Below are 18,368 nucleotides of genomic sequence, written 5' to 3' on the forward strand. Positions count from 1 at the left end.
CGGGTCCCTCTCTCGATGGCACTATCGCGTTCCCCTTTTAAGCCGCCCTAAGCAACGGTATATTGATGGTACCTGCAGGGAGATAATGATTGCCGCGCGTCGGTGGCCTCGACGCCGCGTGGACGGGCCGCTGGTCGTCCGGAACGCCAAGGATATCTACCACGAGGGATTTGTCCACTGCGATGAGGACCGTTTCGGTGGGCGTATGCGCCTATAACGAGGAGAACAATATCGGGCGCTCCCTCAAGTCCATACTATCGCAGGAGCTCAGCAACGCATCTCTGCTGGAGGTCATCGTCATATCCAGCGCGTCGACCGACCGCACCGATGAGGTGGTCGGGGAGTTCGTCGCCAGGGATAGCAGGGTCAGGCTGTTGGTCCAGCCGAAGCGGGAAGGGAAGATCTCCGCGGTGAACCTGTTCATGTCCATGGCCAAGGGGGACATCCTCGCCCTTGTGAACGCCGACAACAACCTCGCGCCTGGAGCGCTGGGGGCCCTAATTGCCTTGTTCGACGACCCCGAAGTGGGGGCCGCCGGCGGCCGCCCCGTGCCGGTGAACTCGAAGGACACTACGATAGGATTCGCGGTCCACATGCTCTGGGCCATGCATCATCGCCTGTCGCTCCTCCACCCTAAGATCGGCGAGTTCATCGCCTTCCGCAACGCGGGGCTCCAGATCCCCCAGGGGCAGAGCAGCGACGAGGACTACATACGCATGGAGCTGGAAAGGAGGGGCTACCGGACGGCCTACGCGCCCGACGCAGTGGTCATGAACAAGGGCCCCGAGACCCTGGAGGACTTCTGGGAGCAGAGGGTCAGGGTCAACATCGGGGAGCAGTACCTGAAGCGTAGGTTCGACTACCAGGTGCCCACCTGGAACATGCGGTTCCTCTTCCCCGCGCTGGTCGGCCTGCTCCAGGACAGCCGCGGCCACCTGGGTAAGGCCGCCGTGGCCATGGTCCTGGAGCTGACCGCTAGAGTCTACGCGTCCGTGTACGTGACGCTGGACAAGGGGGACAAGACCGTCTGGTCGATGGTGTCCTCTACAAAAAAGCTGGATTAGTCCAGCCAGTTGGCCCACTCAGCGCTATCGTCCGATCTCCTGCCGTTGTGTGTCAGCAGCGATTTGAAAGGACTGAAGAAGATCCTGAGCTTGATTACCGAAATCAGCATGTCGAAGATGGTGTGAGTTATGTCGACCTTGGAGCCGGTCTTATCCTCCCAGTTGACGCCTACCTCCTTGATGGATAAGCCGTTCTTCCTGGCTGCGTATATTAGGCCAACATCGAAAGCGAAGCCGTTGACATGAATGTCCTGCGTCATCTTCTCTATGGCGTCCCTTTTCATTACCTTCGCGCCGCACTGGGTGTCCTTGTATGGCAGGGCGAACATCATCCTCACTAGGAGATTGAAGCACCTGCTCAGCACCTGTCGGCGGCGGGTTCGATATAATGCCTTGGCACCCTTGGCTCGTCGTGACGCAATAGCGAAATCGGTCCCGTTCCTGACCTCCGCAAGGAGTTTCATGAGATTTTCTGGGCGGACCGGTCCGTCGGCGTCCACGAAGCCCACATAATTTCCCCTGGCGGCCTCGAACCCTTTTACGAGCCCTCCGCCCTTGCCTAGTTTGTCCTCGAACTCCAGCCCCCGTATCTCGGGGTAGAGGCAGCCCAGGCGCGTCACCACTTGGGCGGTGCGGTCGGTGCACCCGTCCATCTCCGTGATGATCTCGAAATCGATGCCGGACGCCCGGAGGTCCTTTGCATATGCTATCAGCGTTTCTCCGATGCGCTGCTCTTCGTTGCATGCGGGGATGACGAGACTGAGGTCCAATAAGCATCACCCTTATTGTGCAACAGCGTTCTATAGAACGCACGATTTAAAGACCTATTCTTTTGACCCCCTCCTGTCTGGTCAATGAATATTGCATCCCGCCCTGTTTATTATAATTGTACTTATAATATTAATGAACGTAAAATCTCTTTACGTCCAATCTCACAAATGATATCGTTATCGCACACCCACCGAATCTTCACAGGATTCAGTTATCGGAGAATAAGGCCCGCCGAACCTTCTCAGCGCACGCGCTTGGCAGTGCCTTAAAATACTGAGGCGTGCAAAGTGTGTAAAAATGACGGATGGCCTACCGCTCGTCTCGGTCATAATCCCCTCATACAATCCAGGAGAATCGCTCGAAACATGTCTGCGCTCAATACGGGAACAGAGCTACGAGAATATCGAGATTATCGTTGTTGACAGGAATTCCACGGATGGGACACCGGGCGTAGCCGGGAATAACTCCGCCCGATTGATGCTTATTGATTGTGAAAGGGCTGAAGCCAAGAACCACGGGATAAATCTGGCCCAGGGCAAGTATATAGCGTTCATAGACTCGGACATGGAGCTGACCTCCTCGGTCATTTCAGAATGTGTTTCGATTTGTGAACGGTCCATCCAGGTCGGCGGCATAATAATCCCCGAACGATCGGTTGGTAATAGCTATTGGGTCAAGGTGCGGGACCATGAACGCAAGTACTATGCGGGCACGGAGATCGAGTCGGCGCGTTTCTTTCCCCGTGACCTTGCGGAACGGGCGAAAGGATTTGAGACGGGCGTGATTTTTTTCGAGGAATCCACCCTCCCCCAGAAAATCAAGCTGATGGGTTTTTCGATTAGCGCAAGGATTGCCTCTCCCATCTTGCATCATGAGGATAATTTTACACTTGGCCACTGGTTGAGAAAGAAGTACTACTATGGCAAGACTGCTAAGGCTTATAGGGCCAAGTATGGTGATTACGGAGCCGCCCAAATGAGTGTCAGGAAGCGATTTAGCATCTTCCTGATGCAGGGCAACTTCTACAAACGGCCTGCTTTGGCTATAGGGGTCTTAACGCTCAAGGCGTTGGAGTTCGTCTCGGCGGGTCTGGGCTATATGTCAAAACAACGACCTGATTACGATGATAGTGCTGTCGACATCTGATGCTGTGTTGATGGCATGCTAAAAGCGGTTTTGACGTACCACTCGTTCAGCCGAGGCCAATCTCTATGTACGTTGTGCTCGGATATATATCGTCTGGCATGGTGATACACCAAGCCGACATGCCATCGCACGTCGGAAAGAGCTATATTGGATACTTTTTCTTCCTTTAGTCAATACAACAAATGCGGAAAGCAAATTCATTTCTAGGTAATTATGTAAGCATATATAAATAATAATTCCCCGTTCTAGGAATCGGGGAAACATTGGCGGAACGGATACTTGCCTAAGCTTCTTGAGCGCAGTTCTCGAGATGGATATGGGGTGCTTAGTTCGAATGTTGCCCGACTTACCAGTGAGTGAGGAAATGAGAGAAACAAGGGTATTATTGATGCAAGCAGTGATATGTGGAGTTCTAGGGCTTTTTATAATGCCCTCTCTTGGTGCTGCTGCAACAGTACAAAATGAAACTTCGATCGAAAATGAATTGGCTACGCCTATTGGCTTCACAGATCGGCCCGTGACGCTACTTGGAACTTCTCAATCGACAGATACCATCATAAAAGGATTAGATTTCGGGACCTCTAATGTAATTAAGCTCGATGACAAAGAACAGCTTACCAGCTGTGTACAAACTAAGAACGTCCTGATGATTGATGGTCAGTGGGCAAAAGGAAATGTCGATGATTCAACCATTTCGGCAATCTGGAACGCAATCAAATCCGGTTCGCCAGTTGTAGTGGTGGGGGCAAAGAGTGATATCATACAGAGGGCCATAGAGGGCCATAACGTTACCTTCCTTTTTGAAAGAAATGCACCTACTGTGGGCATCTATATTGATCCCGTATCTGAAAAAGGAGAGTCCTTGTGTATTGGTGGCTCAGCGACAATGTTCTCAAAGGCCCAACAGGATGCCGACCTAATTCAGAGTACGGCGCTTGCTTATGATTGGAGCGTTAAGTGTTTGGACAAGGCCCAGGCGGATGAGGCCCAAACCGTTCAAGCTCAAAGCACAATGGCGGCGACAGGCTCAGGAACATGGACGCCATTGAATGCTCTAACCTACTATTCACAGAATGCATTCAACCCGTATGGTGTAGTAAATATCCAGATAAAGCCATACAGATTAGACGGTTCCAGCTTGTTAAAACAATACTATGCTTTTGACACGAACTTCGAAGCCATACCTGGGATACAACAATGGGGTAGCGAATGGTTCACAGACTATCTTTGGATCAATGATGGTTTTGCCTATTATCCATCCCACTCTGGAGATAAAATCTATGATCATAACCCACCGACCACCCTCAACCAACAGACAATCAGTTTCAACATTGGGGCAGGTCTTGGAGCTACTGGACCCTCGGGAAGTATTGGGATAGGCATAAGCTACAGTGGAAGTGAAGTTCAAATAACGAACGAATGTAATTCGGGAGAAGGGGCAATTAGGTGGAACCATGACCTGCCAGATCGGAACTGGATCCCATCTAACGTTCCGCAACACACCTATGTAGCCAAACCTGGGTATGTTGTGGAGACAGAACATCATAATGTCTTCGTGGATCAGGAAATGGATGTAGGATTCTCCGACATGTATTGGACATGGCTTCCAATTATTGGGCTAATCCCCATGTGGAATACATATACAGCCAACTGCTGGATTAGTGGGACAGTTTATTAGCGAAACATGGGGGCATTACGCCCCCTCTTTTATTTGCTTCTTTTCAGTTCAGTGTGATGAACTGTCCAAGTCTGGTTAAAGAATGCCTTGATTCTCAATATCCTTTTGCACATCAGAGGTACAAACTCGATATAGAACTGAACATGATCGGAATACTCTTCTATGTGTGCATAGGGATCACACCTATCATCTGGTTAGTGGGATGCCCTATCCCGTTGAACATTGGAAACTCATTTATTTGTGGCCATATGGCAGCCCACCCTCCTGGACAGAGGATCGTATTAAAAAGATGAAGTGATTATTTCCCGCTCGCTCGATGATATCTTCTCCCAATTGTAGCTCTTGGAAAGGGCCTTGGCGCTGTCACCTACCTTTTTTCGCCCCCGTTCATCATCCAGCAAAGCAGTTACGTTCCTGGAAAAAGCCCCCATGTCGCCCATTGGTGCTCTCAGCATCCCTTCATGGAAAATATCCCTATACACTGGAAGGTCCCAGGCGACCACAGGAACCCCGCAAGCCATGGCTTCAAGGATGGCAATTCCAAAACCCTCCTCGTGGCTTGGAAAGACGAATATCTTCGACGACTTTATCAGTTGAAATGCCGCATCCCTGTCCAGATAGCCCATGAGGTCAATGTTGTTCTCCATGTGCTGACCTTGGATTTCATCCATCAGCTCCCTAGTAACATTGGACGTCCCTCCCCCGATTATTGCCAATTTGGCTTCGGGATGGGTCTTGCACACTTCCTTCCAGATCTTTACAGCATCGAATATCCCCTTGGAGACGTGCATCCTGCCCAGGAAGGCTGCGTCATATTTCACAGGTCCGGGTACGACACCATCAAAATATGCCGGGTCCATGCCGTTCGGGTTCATGAACAGCTTCGACTCATTGAAGCCCAGGTCTATCAAGTTCCGCTTCGTGAGGGGGCTGACCACGATGACGAGGTCCGCGCTCATCTTGATGAGGTTGAGACTGATTCTTTGCATGAGGTAAGATATGATATTGTTCAGCATCCCCCCATGGCGAATATGGGGTTTCGGGATCAGATGGTGCACGACCTGAACGTATCGCATTCCTCTTTTTCTGAAAACGACCGCAGGGAGGACATCGGGCAGGAAATCTGAGCTTGCATAGATGATGCCATGATCCTTCTTCTTGCTCAATATACCCAGCGCCCTGAGGGTGCGAAGGGGATATGACCAGAGGGCGCTCGTCCCCGAGTCATCCGGCGCCGTTACTAGTGCCTGTGCCGTGAGCCCGTGGGCATTGATGAAAGCGACGCCCTGCTCCGGCGTCACGACCGTGATGCTGGTGTTCGTGAATCGTTTGAATATCTCCACGAAACGGACATCACCTCCTCCAACGCCGAAGGTATACGCGTTCATGAGCGCGGTGATCTTGCTCTCATCGTTCATTAGTCCACACCTCGCCTATCTTGGCCGCAAACTTCCTCCATGATCCTTCGGGTATCATCAGCGGCGCGGTCCCACGTGAACCTCGACGCCCACTCTCTTCCATTGGCGCTGAGCTTGGAGATCAGATCATTATCTGAGATGACGATGTGGATTTTCATCGCCAGAGAATCGATGTCCCCGTTCCTTACCAGGATCCCATTGTACCCATCCCTGATCGAGTCCCTCAGACCGGGAACGTCGTACGAGATGGCGGGAGTGCCGCATGCATTGGCCTCGAGGGGGGACAGCCCCCAGCCCTCCTTCATTGACGCGGTCACGAAGACCCAGGCCGATGATAATATTCGGACCTTTTCGTCCTCATCGACCCCCTCTCGGAAGTCGACGGAATCGGAGATGCCCAGCCTTTCAACCAGTTCCCTCAGTGCGCTCATCTCCCCCCTTCCGGCGATTATGAGCTTTGCGGTCGTGCTCCATTCATGAACCTTCGCGAAAGCTCTGACTATGTCCTCTACCCTCTTGTACCCCTTTATCCTTCCTACATACGCCACTGTGGGGAAAAGGGCCTTCTGTTGCAAGGCCGTCAGATCGATGTCGATGCCGTTGTTGACGACCGTGATATCTTCTGGAGGGACATGAAGCTCGTCCATCAGCTCCTGCCTTGTGCTTTCGGATACGACGATGAAGCGCCTGTTCCGATAGAAGATTGGGATCGAGCGCTCGCACATCCATCCAATGGCTGATAGTGGGAACGGCAGCTCGCGACTGAATAGCTTCCACCCAACGATGTGATGGAGGATGGGTATCACGGGGGCATCGGAGTACAGGGTGGAGAAGAACGGTATGCCGTTGACGTCATCAAGCACGATATCGTAAGCGCCTCTCTTGAAGTTCAAGAGGGCCCGGATGTACACAGAGAACCGTCCGCCCGCCCTGACCACCTTCATCCCTTCGATACGTTCTTCCTCTTTCGAACCTGGGTAGCTTCCGCAGAACAGGGTCACTTCATTGTGACGGGCCAGCCTCTTTCCGATCTCGTGCACGAAGCGCTCAGCTCCCCCAGCCTGGGGGTGGGTGATGTCCCTCCAATTCAGTATGAGGATCCTCAAGGCCGCGCCCGTCCCTTTGAATGCTTGCCAGAGCATTTACGGCGTCCCCGCCAAGTATCCCATACCGCGAACCCCACGCAGGCGCCTATGGTCAGGCAGGCGATGACTAGGCCGATCTCGAACTGCTTCTGAGGCTTGTACGCCAGGTCGATGGTGAGCTCCCCGGTCTGGTCTATCCAATATCCGTTCATGAACGAATAGGCCTGCACCGGCCCGATCTCCTGACCGTTGACGATGGCGACGTACCGGGGGTCGTAAGGCTCAGAGAGCATCAGGAAGAACGGCTCGGTGGCGTTGACCTTGACCTGCCAGGATTGAGGGTCGTTCTTCTGGTATTGTTCGATCACCGCGCTCTTGGAGGGCGAGAACGTTTCTTCTGGGGACAGACCGTTCGAGATCATCCACAGATCTCCCACTGCGGAGTCTGCCAGAGCGGTGATCCTCAGCTCATGCCTGCCCTCGTCCAGGAACACCGCCCCATGTCCCTGGGACCCTTCCCAGCCCATGTCCACGGGAGCGCCGTCGACGCTCACCATAACATGTCCTTCGACATCCAATGTCAGGGAGTAGGCGCTTTCCTCGTATATGTCGATCCAGCGGCTCATGGTATCGTTGACCTCAATGTCAACGGCATGTGGCTCCGACCGGGGCAGAGCGCCGGACACATCATAGCCGTCGGAGGTCAAGAGGTAGACGACGGTCCTGTCCCCTATCGCCGCGCCCAGGGACGCGAGCTCCGCCTTGTTGACCACGAGGATCTCGTCTACATAGCCCCTGCCTGATGATGAGGCTATAGTCAGCTGGGAAGATCCATCCACTTCTCCGATCTTGACCCATTGGGGCATATGGGTGCTGGAGTCCGTACGGACCGTCGTCGAGCTCGAGCCCATGTCGAACTCAAGGACGGCCCCGTCCTCCCAGAACATGACCTTGGCCCACACTTCTGAGCCATCGCCCGACACAGGCATCGATACCGTGCTGTCCCCCAGAGTGAAAATCCCGGTGTTCGTCGATGTGCTGAAGAGCGGATCGTACCAGGACCAGCCTTTAGCCGGTATCCACTCCCTATGGGGATCGCTCTTGTCATCGAACCCGGGGACGGCGGAAGCTGGGTCTATGCTCTGGCCGGATGTCAATGAGATGATGTCACGCGTGTCATCCATGGCGAAGAGCAGGTCTGCGTGGCCCAGCGTTCCCTTGTCGGTCAGATAGGCCACCTCGCCGAGGTGGGTAACGCTGGCCAAATGGGAGAGCGCTGAAAGGTCCTTACTTCCCAGCACGACCGTCGACGGGGCGCTGACCATGCTCGAAGGCACTTGGTTCTGATACCTGGTGAACTCGGGGGACACGGTCACAGCGAGCAGGTCATCCTGACCCTGTACGTACCGAGCGAACGCCTGGGATTCCCACTTGGCCGCAAGGTCAGGATAGTTCTCCAGTGCCGAGTACCATGGGTATTTTGATTGGAAATCCGTTCTTACGACGATCTCCGCTATGCCGAAGGGGCTGAGGACATTGCCGAACTGGGCCGTGTCGTTCTCCTGCATGGTGACGATGAAGAACATAGTGGCTCCGGAAAGGGGGGATGGATTAGCGTACGGGGAGGATGGGAAGGATGGCAAGGGCGAACTTGATATCAGCGGGTCGACACCAGCCCGGCCAAGGTCCGAGTATCGCATCGGCCCCATACTGGGGACCCATAGGATTCTGGTGGTCCCGTTCGCTTCGCTAAGCTCATCGAAGAGAGCGTCATAGTCGTCGCTCAGCGTGTATGTTTGAAGATATCCGCCGAAGTTGCCGCCCAGCATCAGGGGGCAGCCTGCTGGGATTATCACTAATAGCGCGACCGCCAGTGGCGCGGCGATGTGCGCCCACGGCCGTCCTCCCGACCGCCTTTTGACATATTTTGAGAAGTCCTGGATAAATATGGCCACCAATACGGTCGCCGGGAACACCACTAGAAAAACGAGATGCCACAGTTCGCGGAAAATTATCAGGGGAGTGTTCAGGAACAGGAACTCGAAGATCTCCCCTCCTGGTTCGTTCATTCCTTTTCCCAGGAACACCCCGATTAATGCTATGGTCGACAGGGACAACGTGAGGCTGTCGCGGCGGAAGATCAAAGACAACAATGCCACTCCCAGGAACGATACGCTCAGATAAGGAAGGAACGAAGGTATCAAGCCGGAGCTTGCTAATGAAGTATAGCTGTAGGGCTGGATCTTGTAGCCCAGCATCCCAAAGCTCTCCCAGAGGGATGGGGCGCTGGTTATATCATGATAGTTGATGTAGCTGCTGACCGGCAGGCCCTCTGTGATGGTGCTGTCCGTCATCAAAGGCAGGACCCAGGGCAGCTGGATCAACAATGCGACCAGGACGACGATCGTGAAGACGGGCAGGTTCGTCCTCGTGTGCTTGTAGTCAAAGATCAGGTAACCGACGAGGAGCAGCGGAAGCATTACGGAGAACTGGATCTGGACAGTCGCTATTCCGATAAGGGCCCCTGAGAGCAATGCATATTTCCACGGCCGCTCGCTCCTCGTGGCCCTCATGAATAGCATGAAAGCCAGGGGGGCGATGGCATAGGCAAGGAGGTAATACATATGCCCCGCTATGGCGCGGGTGAAAACGATGGGGGTGAACACGTAGATTATGCCGGCAACCAGAGCCCAGCGGTAGTCGAGCTTTAGCTCCCGAGCCAGCCAGAACATCGCCGTCCCGCTGAGGGCGGTGAACAGGACCAGCATGCTCTTCGTAAGGACCTCGCCACCCAGCCCTGCAAATGGGACCAGGGCTATACGGAACAGCCAATCCGTCGGATAGATCTTGTTCCCCTGGGATTCGCTGAATAGATCGAACCCTTCACTGCCCAGCTCTTCGATCATCTCGGGAAAGGGGCCATAGGGCCAATCGTGATGAAAGCCGATCGTCCCCGGCGTCAGTATGATACCGATGAAGATGAGCGTGGACAGGCAGAGGAAGAACAACACTGGAAATATATTTATAATGAATTTATTATTCAAATGAACATTGAGTATCTTCTTCCAGCTGATGTCCATGAATTTCAATCTCGCATAGGCAGATCGAGGTCGTTCTCCCCAGCTTGAAAAGAATGCCGGCCAAGTGGTATAAAGTATACTATCACGCCGTCGCACCAGCGCCAATGGAGAATGCTGACTACGCCGGCTGAATATTCAGGGGAAGATGAGCGGAAGTCAGGAGGACGAACGCCGTCCCTCTTTCAAGATGATATTCACGGCCTCAGGGAACCCGAGATCGGGCCCGACCCTGATGCACTTGCATCCCGCAGTGGTCCCCGCCTCGACATCGTGGTCCCGGTCCCCTATGAAGTACGACGACCTCAGGTCGATGCCGTGCTCCCTCACCGCCCGCTCTATCAGCTCGGTGCCGGGCTTGCGGCACCGGCAGCCGTCCTCCGGGGTGTGGGGGCAATAATATATGGCGTCGAGCCTGGCGCCGTCGGCGGCCAGGTCGCCCAGCATCTTGTCGTGTATCTTCGCCAGCGTCTCCTCGGTGAAGCGCCCCCTGCCGATCCCGGACTGGTTGGTGATCATGATGACCAGGTAGCCGGCGTCGTTCAGCCTCTTGACCGCCTTCCCCACCCCGGGGAACAGGTGCAGGTCCTCGGGCCGGGAGCAGTACGGCACGTCCTTGGCGATGGTGTCGTCCCGGTCGATGAACACCGCCTTGCGCCCGTACATGCCCTTCTCCACCAGCCCGCAGATGATGTGGCCGGCGCAGAAGTACGCCTCTTGGATGCGGGGGGTGCTCTTCGACGGGATGACCAGGGGATGATCGACCATGTCCTTCAGCACGCCGCCCGCGCCGGTGAACGCTATGGTGACGCCGCCCAGCTCCTTGGCGCGCTGCATCGCCAGGACCACGTTCTTGGAGGTGCCGCTGGTGCTTATCCCGATGACCGCGTCCCCCGCCTCCATGCACGCCTCGAGCTGGCGCACGAACACCCTCTCATACCCGTAGTCGTTGCCGATGCCGGTGATGGAGGACAGCGAGTTCAGGGATATCCCGTTCATGGCCGGCCTCTCCATGAGGTAGCGGCCGGAGAACTCCGCGGCGATGTGCATGGCGTCGGCGGCGCTGCCGCCGTTGCCGAAGAATATGGCCTTCTTCTTGTTCCTCACGGCGCCGAGGATGGCGGCGGCTACGTCCTCTATCTGCCTCGAATCGATGGACGAGATGACCGACGCGCTCTCCCTCAGCTCGTTCTCAATGAGCAGGGCCATCGCAATACCTCCAGGTCTGCAGTCCGTACTTGTCGAAATTGTACTGCACTATGTCCACGTCCAGCTTGCGCAGCTCGTTGGCGACGAGATGCTTCCGGTCGTACTCGCATATGAAGTACATGAACCCGCCACCGCCGGCCCCGGAGATCTTGCCCCCGACCGCGCCGTTGTCGATGGCGGTCCTGTATATCGTGTCGATGTGGTCGTTGGAGATCTTGGAGGTGAACTTCTTCTTGTACTCCCACGACTCGTTGAGCAGATCGCCCATCAGGCGGATGTTCCCCATGAGCAGGGCGTCCTTGGTCTCCCGGGCGAGGCGCTTCGTGTTGTCAAGCGCGTCAACGACCTGGCTCTCCTTGTTCCTGTACCCGTCGGTCTGGCTCTTGATGATGTTGCTGGAGTCGCGGGTCCTCCCGGTGTTGCCCAGGAGCAGCTGGTAGTGAAGCTCGTTGAGGGTGTTGCTCTTGACCCTGAGGGGGGTCACGATGGTCTCGGGCCCCTTGAACTCGATGTAGTTGAAGCCGCCGAAGACCGCGGCGTACTGGTCCTGCTTGCCGCCCGCCTGGCCCAGCTCCTCCCTCTCCAGGATGTAGGCGAGGTTGGCTATCTCGTACTGGGACATGGGGACGTTCAGCCATTCCGCCAGCGCGCCGATGATGGAGACCATGACCGCCGACGATGACCCCAGGCCGGAGCCCGGGGGGGCGTCGCAGTGCAGGAACATGTCGAAGCCCTGCTTCACATCGAAGTGATTGAGCACGGCCTTGATGAGGTCGAGGTTCCCGTCGTACACCAGCACATCGCCGTTGGCCCTCCACTTCTTCACCGTGTCGAAGTCCAGGGACCTTATGGTGATCTCGTCGTCGCACCGCGGCGATATCGTGCAGTACGCGAAGCGGTCGATGGTGGTGTTCAGCACGGCGCCGCCCTGTTCGTCGCAATAGGGGGGCACATCGGTGCCGCCGCCGGCGAAGCTGATCCTCAACGGTGCTTTACAGCGTATGAGCTGCCTTCTCTCGGCCATCACCTCCCCCTATCAAAGAGCAAGGATTTATGCGATTGCCTGGTAGATGCGCCGGGGACGGGATGCCGCCCCCGCCGATCTTGCTCCTCCTCTACCGCCGAAGCTAAACTGCAAAGTTTATTATATTCAAGTCCCAATCGAAAGGGCAGCCAACATAAGAGGAGTTTTTCATGTCCGGTACGATCGATGATCTGAAGGCAGCGTTCGCGGGCGAATCGCAGGCGAACCGCAAGTACCTGGCCTACGCCAAGAAGGCCGAGCAGGACGGCTACCCCCAGGTGGCCAAGCTATTCAGGGCCGCCGCGGAGGCGGAAACGGTGCACGCCCTGGCCCATTTCGATGTGATGAAGGGCGTGAACGAGACCTGGAAGAACCTCGAGGACGCCATCCAGGGAGAGAACTACGAGCACACCTCCATGTACCCGGGGTTCATAGAGCAGGCCAAGAAAGAGGGCAACACGGCCGCCCTGCGGTCGTTCAACTACGCCAACGCCGTGGAGAAGATCCACGAGGCCAAGTACAAGGAGGCGTCCTCGGCGGTGTCCGGAGGGAAGGACCTCCCGGCGAAGAAGCTCTACGTGTGCCCGACCTGCGGCAACATCGAGGAGGGGGAGCCGCCCCAGCGCTGCCCGGTGTGCGGTGCCGCTGGCTCCACGTTCAAGGAAGTCCTCTGAACGCCAAACCCCTGGGCCTGGCCGGGCCAGGCCAACTTATTTTATACATCTCAAGCCGGTCTCTTCCATTCGGGGTTGTTCATGTTCGAGATCAGGTTCCACGGCCGGGGCGGGCAGGGGGCGGTGATGGCCGCGCAGACGCTGGCCGACGCGGCGGTGCGCATCGGCTTCCAGGCCCAGGCGTTCCCCTACTTCGGCGCCGAGCGCAGGGGCGCTCCCGTCGCCGCCTTCGCCCGCATCGACGAGAAGAAGATACGCCTGAAGAGCCAGATCTACCGGCCCGACATGGTGGTCATACTGGACGAGAGCCTCATGGACCTCCAGCCGCTGGCCGAGGGCCTCAAGCCCGGGGGCAAGGTGGTGGTGAACTCCTCCCGGCGGCCGGAGGAGATCGACCTCGGGAGGGGCGTGGACGCCGAGTGCGGTACCGTCGACGCCACCGCCATATCCCTGGAGGTGCTGAAGGTCCCTATCGTCAACACCTCCATGCTCGGCGCCTTCGCCAAGGTGGAGGGCCTGGTGCCCCTGGACGCCATCGTTGAAGCTATCCAGGAGCGGTTCGGGGAGAAGCTCGGCCCCCTGGCCGGGCAGCTCAACGGCGAGGCGGCCAAGAGGGCCTACCACGCTGCGGCGGTGGGCAGGACCTCCGGGAAGAGGGAGTACGCCGAGGCAAAGGAATGGATGCCCGCCTGGCAGGAGATACCGATCGGGACAACGCTGCCGGCCACCAGCTTCGACGGCGTGGACGTCGGCCCCGGTTCCTCGCACCAGAACCTCACCGGGAGGTGGAGGTGGGCCTCCCCTCATTACCTCAAGGAGCGGTGCATCAAGTGCGTGAGATGCTGCTGGTCCTGCCCCGACTCGGCCATCATCCGGCTGGACGACGACTTCATGAAGTGGGACTACAACTACTGCAAGGGCTGCGGGATATGCGCGGACATCTGCCCGGTCGAAGCGATCGAGATGGTGCAGGGGGTGCACGAGTGGCCGTGAGAACGATCTCCGCCGACGCGGCGGTGGCGTACGCGGTCATGCTCTCTCGCGCGGAGGTGGTCCCGGCGTTCCCCATCACGCCTCAGACCATCATCGTGGAGCAGATCTCCGAGTTCATCAACGACGGGAAGCTGGACGCCGACTTCATTCCCGCGGAGAGCGAGCACTCCGTGATGTCCGTGGCGGTGGGCGCGTCCGCCGGCGGGGTGCGGGTGTTCACCGCCACCGCCTCCCAGGGCCTCGGACTGATGTACGAGATGCTGTTCGCGGCGCCGCAGAACCGCCTGCCGGTGGTGATGGCCAACGTCAACCGCAGCATCGGGGCGGCCTCGGGCATCTGGGTCGAGCACAACGATTCGCAGCCGGTGCGGGAGACCGGGTGGCTGCAGGTGTACGTGGAGGACAACCAGGAGGCGCTGGACATGACGGTGCAGGCGTTCCGCATCGCCGAGGACCACCGCGTCATGCTTCCTATCATGGTGTGCCTTGACGGCTTCATCCTGTCGCACACCGTGGAGGGGGTGGACATACCGGAGCAGGCAATGATCGACCGCTTCCTGCCGAAGTTCGTCCCCCTGAACCCCCTGGACCCGAGCGTCCCCAGGATGATCAACCCGGTGACCCCGCCGGAGTACGCCATGGAGATGAGGTACCAGCTGGACCGGGCCATACACGGTTCGAAGAAGGTGATCCGGGAGGTCGATGCCGAATATGGCGAGCTCACCGGCCGCACGTACGGGGGGCTGTTCGACACCTACCGGATGGAGGACGCCGAGTTCGCCCTCATGGGAGTGGGCACCTGGGTCAGCGTGGCCCGCGAGGTCGTGGACGAGCTGAGGGCGGAAGGGAGGAAAGCGGGGCTGATCAAGCTGAGGTTCATGCGGCCGTTCCCGGGAGAGGAGCTGAGGTCGGCTGCCAAGGGCCTCAAGGCGCTGGGGACCTTTGACCGCTCGGCGTCGTTCAACGGCTACGGGCCGGTGTTCACGGAGACCCGGAACGCGCTGTACGGGTCCGGCCTGTCGCTGTCGGACCACTTCGCCGGCATCGGGGGAAGGGACATAACCTTGGAGCAGGTGAGGGAGATGTACGATCTCGTGGAGAGGCGCGCCAGGGGAGAGAAGATAAGGGAGTGCACCTGGCACGCGCTGAGGGGGGATATGGAATGAGCGGGAGGATGAGGAACATGAAGGACGTGCCCAGGGAGGACGTCCTCACCCACGGCCACGGGGCCTGCCCGGGCTGCGGGTACGCCGCTACCGCCAAGAACATCGCCAAGATGCTCGGCCCCAATACCACGGTGTACGTGCCGGCGTCCTGCCTGGTGGTGTTCGGGGCGCTGTACCCCCAGTCGGCCTGGAAGATACCGTACTTCTTCACCGCCTTCGAGAACACCGGGGCGGTGCTCAGCGGCATCAAGGCCGCGCAGCGGAGGAGGGGCATAGACTCCACCGTGGTGGGGATGGCCGGCGACGGCGGTACCTTCGACATCGGGCTGCAGGCCCTCTCGGGGGCGGCGGAGCGCAACGAGGACGTGATATACGTCTGCCTGGACAACGAGGCCTACATGAACACCGGCATCCAGAGGAGCAGCGCCACCCCCTTCGGGGCGTGGACCACCACCACGCCGGTGGGCTCCAAGATCAGGGGGAACCGGCGGGACAAGAAGGACATCGCCGCCATCGTGGCCCAGCACGACGTGCCGTACGTGGCGACCCTGTCGATCGCGCACTTCACCGACTTCGTCCAGAAGGTCCAGAAGGCCAAGGAGATGAAGGGCTTCCGGTTCCTTCATTGCCTCACCCCGTGCATCCCGGGGTGGAGGATCGAGAGCTCCAAGGGAGTGAGCATCGACCGGCTGGCGGTCGAAACGGGCATGTGGACGCTCTACGAGGTGGTGAACGGCCGGCCGAAGGTCACCTACAAGCCCAAGGAGATGCTGCCGGTGACCGAATATCTGAAGCTCCAGGGGCGGTTCAAGCACATGACCCAGGCGGACATCCAGGAGCTCCAAGGATGGCTGTGCAGGAAGTGGCTCGCGCACTACGGGGAAGAGCTGGAGGCCCCGCCCTGCCGGCTGATCGAGAGGGAGCCGGAGATCGCCCACGACGGCGACCCCCTGTTTGGCATCTGACGGCCGCGAACGCCCTGAACCGTTCTTTCTTTGATTCGTATAATAATTTCGCGCAGGGCGGCGGTCGTTTCTCCCTGCCGGAAAATCTTTCATCCAGTCTATTTGTCGAGGCTTTTCAGATTTGCTCGATAACTGAGATTTTCGAGAGTCGTATTGTATAATTGTCTCAATTTCAATCATTTTAATGTACACATATCTTGTAACAAAAGGTATTATTAATCAAATGTCTATTGGGTATAATTGCCATGCTACCCGGAAAAGAGTACGAACAGGCGATCCCGCCGCTGATGGCGATCACGATTGGGAGGACGACCGCAAGGGAAGCGCCGACGGCGCCGCGCCGCGACCCCAGGAGGCCGTACCGGTTGGCGCCGGCCGTGCGCATGTACGGAGGGCCCAAGGCAGGAGAACATGGCAGCTTCGCGATCAACAAAGTGATGTGAAACGAGGGAGAGAGGACTATGGCTGAGAAGAAAATGAGGCAAGTAGCGATCTACGGAAAAGGTGGCATAGGCAAGTCTACGACCACCCAGAACACCGTGGCAGCCCTGGCCGCGGCCGGGAAGCACGTCATGGTGGTCGGCTGCGACCCCAAGGCGGATTCCACCCGGCTGCTCCTGCACGGCCTGGCCCAGAAGACCGTCCTGGACACCCTGAGGGACGAGGGTGACGACATAGATCTGGACGACATACTGAAGCCCGGCTTCGGCAACACCAAGTGCGTGGAGTCCGGCGGTCCCGAGCCCGGGGTTGGCTGCGCCGGCAGGGGTATAATCACCTCCATCAACCTGCTGGAGCAGCTGGGCGCCTACACCCCTGACCTTGACTATGTCTTCTACGACGTCCTCGGCGATGTGGTGTGCGGCGGGTTCGCCATGCCCATCCGGGAGGGGAAGGCCGAGGAGATCTACATCGTCGCGTCCGGCGAGCTCATGGCCCTGTACGCCGCCAACAACATCTCCAAGGGCATCCAGAAGTACGCTTCGAACGGCAAGGTCCGGCTCGGCGGCATCATCTGCAACAGCCGCAAGGTCGACAACGAGCTTGAGCTCCTGGAGGCGTTCGCCGCCGAGCTCGGCTCCCAGCTCATCCACTTCGTCCCCCGGGACAACATGGTGCAGCGGGCCGAGATCAACAAGAAGACGGTCATCGACTTCGACGATACGGCGAACCAGGCCCAGGAGTACAAGAAGCTGGCCAAGGCCATTGACGATAATCAGATGTTCGTCATCCCCAAGCCCATGAAGCAGGACCGCCTGGAAGAGCTGATGATGGCGCACGGTATCCTGGACGCCCTCTGAGGACCATCCATTCGAAAGATGTCAACGGAGTGTTACGATGTTGCTCATACGCGCAATAGTGCGCCCGGAGAAGAAGGACGCCGTATTGGCGGCCCTGCTGGAAGAAGGATTCCCGGCGGCCACCATAGTCGACGTGGTGGGGCGCGGCAAGCAGAAGGGCATCAAGGTCGGGAACGTCGTCTACGACGAGATCCCCAAGACCCTGGTGCTGCTGGTCATCCACGACGAGGAGAAGAAGGCCGTGATCGACACCATCCTCGGGACCGCCAAGTCCGGCGAGTCCGGCATGTTCGGCGACGGCAAGATCTTCGTCAGCCCCATCGAGGAGGTCTACACCATCTCCCGCGGCGGCAAGGGCCTCTGAGGGTGACCGCATGAAAGAGATCATGGCGATCATAAGGATGAACATGACCGGCGCCACCAAGAAGGCGCTGGTGGAGGCGGGCGTGGCCGGCTTCACCGCGGTCAAGGTGCTGGGCAGGGGCATGCCCCAGGCCGATCCCGAAGCGATCGAGGAATCCAAGAAGAAGATGCTGGCCATGGCCCCCGATGACGTGATCGATCCGACGGAGCTCGACAGGCAGGTCTCCAGCCTGCTGGACGGCACCAGGCCCTTCCCCCGGCGCCTCTTCACCATCCTGGCCCACGACGAGGACGTGCCCCGCATCGTGGAAGCGATAACCAAAGTGAACAAGAGCGACAGCCACGGAGGGGACGGGATCATACTCGTCCTGCCCATAAGCGATGCTGTCAGGGTGCGCACCGGCGAGTCCGGGGAAGCGGCCATATGGTAGCGG

At 57.8% G+C, this 18,368-nt stretch carries 17 protein-coding genes and 1 pseudogene; 12 read left to right on the plus strand and 6 right to left on the minus strand.

All coding sequences use genetic code 11. The features are described from left to right. Window positions 1–182 precede the first annotated feature (182 nt). Complete coding sequence (locus WYS_RS15430) at window positions 183–1,064, plus strand: glycosyltransferase (protein ID WP_019178594.1); 882 nt, start codon at window positions 183–185, stop codon at window positions 1,062–1,064. Here WYS_RS15430 and WYS_RS15435 read toward each other — a convergent pair. Then, window positions 1,061–1,834 carry a glycosyltransferase gene (locus WYS_RS15435; protein WP_019178595.1) on the minus strand — a complete coding sequence of 258 codons (774 nt, stop codon included), beginning with the start codon at window positions 1,832–1,834 and terminating at the stop codon, window positions 1,061–1,063. The genes WYS_RS15430 and WYS_RS15435 overlap by 4 nt on opposite strands. Window positions 1,835–2,132: 298 nt before the next feature. On the opposite strand from WYS_RS15435, the gene WYS_RS12930 reads away from it, so the two are divergent. Together WYS_RS12930 and WYS_RS12935 are read left to right on the plus strand one after the other, a co-directional pair. Next, window positions 2,133–2,981, plus strand: coding sequence for a glycosyltransferase family 2 protein (locus tag WYS_RS12930; protein ID WP_019178596.1), 849 nt, complete (start codon window positions 2,133–2,135; stop codon window positions 2,979–2,981). Between the two features lie 364 nt (window positions 2,982–3,345). Next, complete coding sequence (locus tag WYS_RS12935; RefSeq protein WP_147654222.1) at window positions 3,346–4,659, plus strand: hypothetical protein; 1,314 nt, start codon at window positions 3,346–3,348, stop codon at window positions 4,657–4,659. A 281-nt stretch (window positions 4,660–4,940) separates the two neighbouring features. Here the strand turns inward: WYS_RS12935 and WYS_RS12940 are convergent, their stop codons facing one another. The 5 genes from WYS_RS12940 to WYS_RS12960 form a co-directional block, all read right to left on the minus strand. Further along, window positions 4,941–6,077 carry a glycosyltransferase family 4 protein gene (locus tag WYS_RS12940; protein WP_019178598.1) on the minus strand — a complete coding sequence of 379 codons (1,137 nt, stop codon included), beginning with the start codon at window positions 6,075–6,077 and terminating at the stop codon, window positions 4,941–4,943. Further along, on the minus strand, window positions 6,077–7,183 hold the full coding sequence (locus WYS_RS12945) for a glycosyltransferase family 4 protein (protein WP_019178599.1): 1,107 nt from the start codon (window positions 7,181–7,183) through the stop codon (window positions 6,077–6,079). The genes WYS_RS12940 and WYS_RS12945 overlap by 1 nt, the downstream gene beginning before the upstream one ends. After that, complete coding sequence (locus WYS_RS12950) at window positions 7,180–10,170, minus strand: ArnT family glycosyltransferase (RefSeq protein WP_162137741.1); 2,991 nt, start codon at window positions 10,168–10,170, stop codon at window positions 7,180–7,182. The genes WYS_RS12945 and WYS_RS12950 overlap by 4 nt, the downstream gene beginning before the upstream one ends. A gap of 228 nt (window positions 10,171–10,398) precedes the next feature. Continuing rightward, window positions 10,399–11,448 carry an HAD-IIIA family hydrolase gene (locus tag WYS_RS16420; protein ID WP_019178601.1) on the minus strand — a complete coding sequence of 350 codons (1,050 nt, stop codon included), beginning with the start codon at window positions 11,446–11,448 and terminating at the stop codon, window positions 10,399–10,401. Beyond that, complete coding sequence (locus WYS_RS12960; RefSeq protein ID WP_081579998.1) at window positions 11,432–12,472, minus strand: GHMP family kinase ATP-binding protein; 1,041 nt, start codon at window positions 12,470–12,472, stop codon at window positions 11,432–11,434. The genes WYS_RS16420 and WYS_RS12960 overlap by 17 nt, the downstream gene beginning before the upstream one ends. A 170-nt stretch (window positions 12,473–12,642) precedes the next feature. Between WYS_RS12960 and WYS_RS12965 the strand changes: the two genes are divergently transcribed. From WYS_RS12965 to WYS_RS13000, 9 genes and pseudogenes are all read left to right on the plus strand, one after another. Then, window positions 12,643–13,146 carry a rubrerythrin family protein gene (locus WYS_RS12965; protein WP_019178603.1) on the plus strand — a complete coding sequence of 168 codons (504 nt, stop codon included), beginning with the start codon at window positions 12,643–12,645 and terminating at the stop codon, window positions 13,144–13,146. A gap of 81 nt (window positions 13,147–13,227) precedes the next feature. Next, window positions 13,228–13,782: pseudogene (locus tag WYS_RS16675) on the plus strand (2-oxoacid:acceptor oxidoreductase family protein); the annotation flags it as partial. 45 nt (window positions 13,783–13,827) lie between these two features. Continuing rightward, window positions 13,828–14,139 (plus strand): 4Fe-4S dicluster-binding protein, encoded by a 312-nt coding sequence (locus WYS_RS16680; RefSeq protein ID WP_394296335.1) that lies wholly within the window; start codon window positions 13,828–13,830, stop codon window positions 14,137–14,139. Beyond that, the gene (locus WYS_RS12975) at window positions 14,130–15,305 is read left to right on the plus strand and encodes a hypothetical protein (RefSeq protein ID WP_019178605.1); all 1,176 of its coding nucleotides are present in this window, start codon (window positions 14,130–14,132) and stop codon (window positions 15,303–15,305) included. Before WYS_RS16680 ends, WYS_RS12975 begins: the two co-directional genes overlap by 10 nt. Further along, the gene (locus tag WYS_RS12980; RefSeq protein ID WP_019178606.1) at window positions 15,302–16,270 is read left to right on the plus strand and encodes a thiamine pyrophosphate-dependent enzyme; all 969 of its coding nucleotides are present in this window, start codon (window positions 15,302–15,304) and stop codon (window positions 16,268–16,270) included. Before WYS_RS12975 ends, WYS_RS12980 begins: the two co-directional genes overlap by 4 nt. Before the next feature lie 287 nt (window positions 16,271–16,557). Further along, complete coding sequence (locus tag WYS_RS12985; protein WP_155897750.1) at window positions 16,558–16,713, plus strand: hypothetical protein; 156 nt, start codon at window positions 16,558–16,560, stop codon at window positions 16,711–16,713. 33 nt (window positions 16,714–16,746) lie between these two features. Beyond that, on the plus strand, window positions 16,747–17,571 hold the full coding sequence (gene nifH, locus WYS_RS12990) for a nitrogenase iron protein (protein ID WP_026069118.1): 825 nt from the start codon (window positions 16,747–16,749) through the stop codon (window positions 17,569–17,571). Between the two features lie 37 nt (window positions 17,572–17,608). Continuing rightward, on the plus strand, window positions 17,609–17,935 hold the full coding sequence (locus WYS_RS12995) for a P-II family nitrogen regulator (RefSeq protein WP_019178609.1): 327 nt from the start codon (window positions 17,609–17,611) through the stop codon (window positions 17,933–17,935). Between the two features lie 10 nt (window positions 17,936–17,945). Then, a complete protein-coding gene (locus WYS_RS13000; protein WP_019178610.1) occupies window positions 17,946–18,365 on the plus strand; it encodes a P-II family nitrogen regulator in 420 nt (139 codons plus the stop codon). Window positions 18,366–18,368 lie beyond the last annotated feature (3 nt).

This window comes from Methanomassiliicoccus luminyensis B10 (assembly GCF_000308215.1).
GTDB classification, from domain to species: Archaea; Thermoplasmatota; Thermoplasmata; order Methanomassiliicoccales; family Methanomassiliicoccaceae; genus Methanomassiliicoccus; species Methanomassiliicoccus luminyensis.